This window comes from Deltaproteobacteria bacterium, from assembly GCA_016874755.1.
Taxonomy (GTDB): Bacteria; Desulfobacterota; Binatia; order UBA9968; family UBA9968; genus DP-20.
The window spans coordinates 1-4063 of record VGTH01000094.1; the positions used below are offsets into that span (position 1 = coordinate 1).

The following is a 4063-nucleotide window of genomic DNA, read 5'->3' on the forward strand; positions in this document are numbered from 1 at the left end:
CAGCCAGCTTTCCAGAAGTCGGCTCTGGCAATTGACGCGGCGGCATAGGTGGCGATGCAGTCGGGCGGCGTAATCAACGAAAGCATGCCGAAATAGAAAAAGAACAGGTGTGCCGCCAGCGGCGGGATGCCCACCTGCACAAGCGCCGGGCCGACGAGCACGGCGAGCATGATGTAGACGACGGTGGTCGGCAGCGACATGCCGAGGATGATCGAGACGATGGCGGTCATGATTAGCAGTGCAATCGTACTGCCGCCGGCCATGTTGACGAGCAAGAGCGCGAACTTGAACGTTAAGCCGGAGAGCTGAAAGGCGCCGATGACGAGGCCGGCCAGCGCGGTGACCACGACGATGTCGAGAAGAATCTTCCCGGTTTCTTCGATGGAGCTGAGAATGCTCTTAAACGTTGGGCGCGTGTCTCGGCGCAGCGCGCCGACCAGAAAGGTGACGATCACCGCCGCCATGCCGGCTTTGCCCGCCTCCCAGAAGGCGAACATCAGTGTATAGACCAGCACGCCAAGCGGCGCGATGAAAACCCAGCCGCGCGCGATCACGTCGCGAAATTTGGGAATCTCGTGTGCCGGCATGCCCTTGAGGCCGAGCTTGGCGGCTTCGAGATCGATCTGGGTAAACAGCGCGACGTAATAGAGGCAAGCGGGAATCGCCGCGGCGAGGGCGACTTCGCCGTAGGAAATATTTAAGAACTCGGCCATTAAAAACGCCGCCACGCCCATGACCGGCGGCATGATCTGGCCGCCGTTGGACGCCACCGCTTCGATGGCGGCCGCCGTGTGCGGCGGGTAGCCGCTCTTTTTCATCATCGGAATGGTGATGGCGCCGTCGACCACCACGTTAGCCACCGCGCTGCCGGAAACCGTGCCGAAGAGCGTCGACGAAACCACCGCAACCTTTGCCGTGCCGCCGCGGTAGCGGCCCATCAGAACGAGCGCGATGTCGGTGAGAAATCTATCGCCGCCAACGGCGTAGAGCGCCTGGCCGAAAAAGATAAAAGCCACCACGACGCCCGCCGCGACGTCGAGCGGCAGACCGAAGATGCCGCTGGAATCGAGGTAGAGGTAACTGGCGATGCGCTGCCAGGAAGAACCTTTCGCATTGAGCATGCCGGGAAACAGATAGGCAAGATTGGCGTAAAGAATGATCGGCACGGTGATCCAGACCAGCGCCCAGCCCACCAGGCGGCGAGTCGCTTCGAGGATGAGCAAAATCGCCGCGCCGCCAAGCAGCCATCTTTCCGGCGACAACACCGCCAAACGATAGGCGATGCTCGGATACATCACCGTGACGAAGCCGCCGACAACCAAACCCAACAGCGCGAGTAGCCAGTCGAACCACGGGATCTTGTCATCAGGGTCGGCGGCGCGTGCTTTGACGTTGAGAAAAATGCTCGTCATGGCGAGCGCGAAAAAGAGCCCGAGGTATTGCTCTTTGAAAAACGTCCACGGCAAGTGCTCGTGCACGTCGAGCGCCCAGAGCGCGCCGAGCAGCGTCAGCGCGCACAAAAGCATGCGCGCCAGAAGGGCGCTGGCGCCGGTGAGCTTTCTGAAGCGAGTTGTGGGCGCGAGGTCGTCGCTCATGGTAGGGTTCGCCGTTTGACGTCTAGGGTTTGGCGTCTAGGGTTGATCGGAACAAACGCTAGACGCTAGACGCTAGACTCAAGACTCTAAACGCCTTCATGGGTTCACCGCCAGCAACCTTTTCTGCGCCTCGTCCATCTTGACGTTCCACACGCCCTTCTCTTTGTAGAACTGCACCGCCGCCGGGTGATAGGGCACGGTCACGTCGGCCGACGCGGCGCGCTCGCGCGTCCATTCTTGAAACTGGGCGTGCAGCGGCGGCAGCTTGTCGACGTTGTCCCAAATCGCTTTCAAGCTCGCATTGACGACGTCATTGGACAAACCCTTGTGGCCGAGCATGTAGATGTCGTAGGTGAGCACGCAGGTGTCGGTGATGATGCCGGTGGAAAACCCCGACTTGAGCGTGGTCGTGGCATACCCGGGCACAGCTTTGCGAATGCGCCCGTCGCCTTGGGCGCTGCAATCGATGGGCACGTAGCGCGCGCCGACGGCGGCGTCGGCTTCTTTTACTTTCGCGGCGCCGATGGAGTGAATGGCGATGTCGGCGCGGCCTTGTACAACGGCATCGATGCCCTCGTTGAGCGCTGGCACTGGAATGACTTTGACATCATCCCAAGTGAGACCGGCGCTCGCCAGCGCGGCGTAGCCGTGGTACCAGATCGCGATATTGGCGGGATACTCGCCGGTCATGCGCTTGCCTTTGATTTCGTGCACGCTCTTAATGCCGTCTTTGCGCCCGACCAATCCGACAAACAGCGGCGAGCCGCGCATGATCAACCGCGCGTTGGGCACGTGCGGCAGCGGATTTTTCCCGCCGATTTTTAGTTTGTTCGGCCCCTGAAACGCGAGATTGGTTTCCACCGTGTTGACGATGGCGAAGTCGACCTCACCGCTGTCGAGCAGCGGCAAGAGTGTGCTCGTGCCGGTGTACGGCTGCACGACGGATTGCATCGGCGTCGCACCGCTGATCACTTTCGCCAGGCCGGCACCGACCGAGTAGAAAACCGTACCGGCGGGGTTGGTACCAAAGGTGGTCGACGCGGGAAGTTTTTGCCCGTTGGCCGATGAATAGGTCAAGAGAAACAGTGTAGTCAGTAGCGCCATTGATTTGATCATTGTCATCTCCTTCTACGGTTGTTTGTCGTCTAGGGTCTAGCGTCTGGGGTTGGAAACACCAGACGCTAGACCCTAGACGCGATCCCATTAATCACGGTTTCCACGCCAGTAACTTATTCTGCGCCGCGTCCATTTTCGCAGACCACACGCCGGCGTCTTTAAGATATCGCACGGCCGCTGGATGATACGGCAGCGTCACCTCGGGATCGACGGCGCGCACTTTGGTCCATTCAACGAAGCCGGGGTGGAACTGTGGCAGCTTGTCGATATTCACCCAGATCGCCTGCAGCACGCTGCGGACGACCGCGTCAGGCAGCTTCACGTGACCGACGAGATAGATGTCATAGGTATACGCACAGATGTCTTCGAGGACCCCTGACGATGAGCCGGCTTTGACTGTCGATAAATAATAGCCCGGGATCGCTTTCTTGATGCGCTCTTCGCCCGCCTTGGAGCAATCGAGCGAGAGAAACCGAATCCCCACGGCGGCGTCGGCTTCTTTCAATTTCGCCGAGCCCATGGCGTGGGTGGTTACTTCGGCGCGGCCTTGCACCAGAGCGTCGACGCCTTCGTTGACCGCCGGCACAGGCACGACTTTGACGTCATTCCAGGTGAGACCAGCATTCGACAGTGCCCCGTACATGTTGTACCAGACTGCCAATTGCGCCGGATATTCGCCCGTGGCTCGTTTGCCTTTGACGTCGGCCAAGGTCTTGATCGGCGAATCTTTGCGCACAATGAAACTGCTACGCAGCGGTGAGCCGCGCATGATCAAACGCGAGCTCGCGACGTGGGGGAACGGATTGCGCCCCCCGACTTGAAATTTTGGCCCGCGGTAAACCATGCCCATGTCGACGGCGTTGACGACGCCGAAGTCCAATTCTCCGGTATCGAACATCGGCACAAACGTGCTGGTGCCGGCGTGGGGCTGAACTTGCGCCTGGATAGCGGCGGAGTCGCTGACGACTTTAGCCAGGCCGCCGGCAAGAGCGTAAAAAAGCGAACCGGGCGGATTGGAGCCGATGTTGACGGATTTGGGAAGCTGCTGGGCGGATACGCCGCTGCACAGCAACAGCAACGCCGCGAGGAGCAAACCGACAGACCCACCCGATTGTCGCATAGAACAGCCTCCTGGAAACGGCGGCCACTCTAATGCGAAACGGCTATTCAGGTCAATGGATTTGTAGGGGCGACCGGCCGGTCGCCCTAGCCCGGACTATTCATTGCTGCGGCGCGATCGAAGTGAAACTCTTCCGGAGCGAAGGCAACAGATATCCGCTTCGACGCCGCCTTGTAGGGGCGACCGGCGGTCGCCCTGCTCTGCGAATCGCAGTGAAAAGGTCGAAGAGATG

3 protein-coding genes are annotated in these 4063 nt (G+C 60.2%); all 3 read right to left on the bottom strand.

Translation table 11 applies throughout. The annotated features are described in order from the left end of the window. Positions 1-1595: TRAP transporter fused permease subunit (locus FJ145_26535; GenBank protein MBM4264967.1), on the bottom strand; the 1595-nt coding region annotated here is incomplete at its 3' end. Between the two features lie 96 nt (positions 1596-1691). Next, complete coding sequence (locus tag FJ145_26540) at positions 1692-2717, bottom strand: TAXI family TRAP transporter solute-binding subunit (GenBank protein ID MBM4264968.1); 1026 nt, start codon at positions 2715-2717, stop codon at positions 1692-1694. An 85-nt stretch (positions 2718-2802) separates the two neighbouring features. Next, the gene (locus tag FJ145_26545) at positions 2803-3831 is read right to left on the bottom strand and encodes a TAXI family TRAP transporter solute-binding subunit (protein MBM4264969.1); all 1029 of its coding nucleotides are present in this window, start codon (positions 3829-3831) and stop codon (positions 2803-2805) included. Positions 3832-4063 lie beyond the last annotated feature (232 nt).

Bases quoted from the DNA above. Each gene is read 5' to 3' on its own strand.
- FJ145_26540 (MBM4264968.1), bottom strand. From the start codon at position 2,717: ATGACAATGATCAAATCAATGGCGCTACTGACTACACTGTTTCTCTTG.
- FJ145_26545 (MBM4264969.1), bottom strand. From the start codon at position 3,831: ATGCGACAATCGGGTGGGTCTGTCGGTTTGCTCCTCGCGGCGTTGCTG.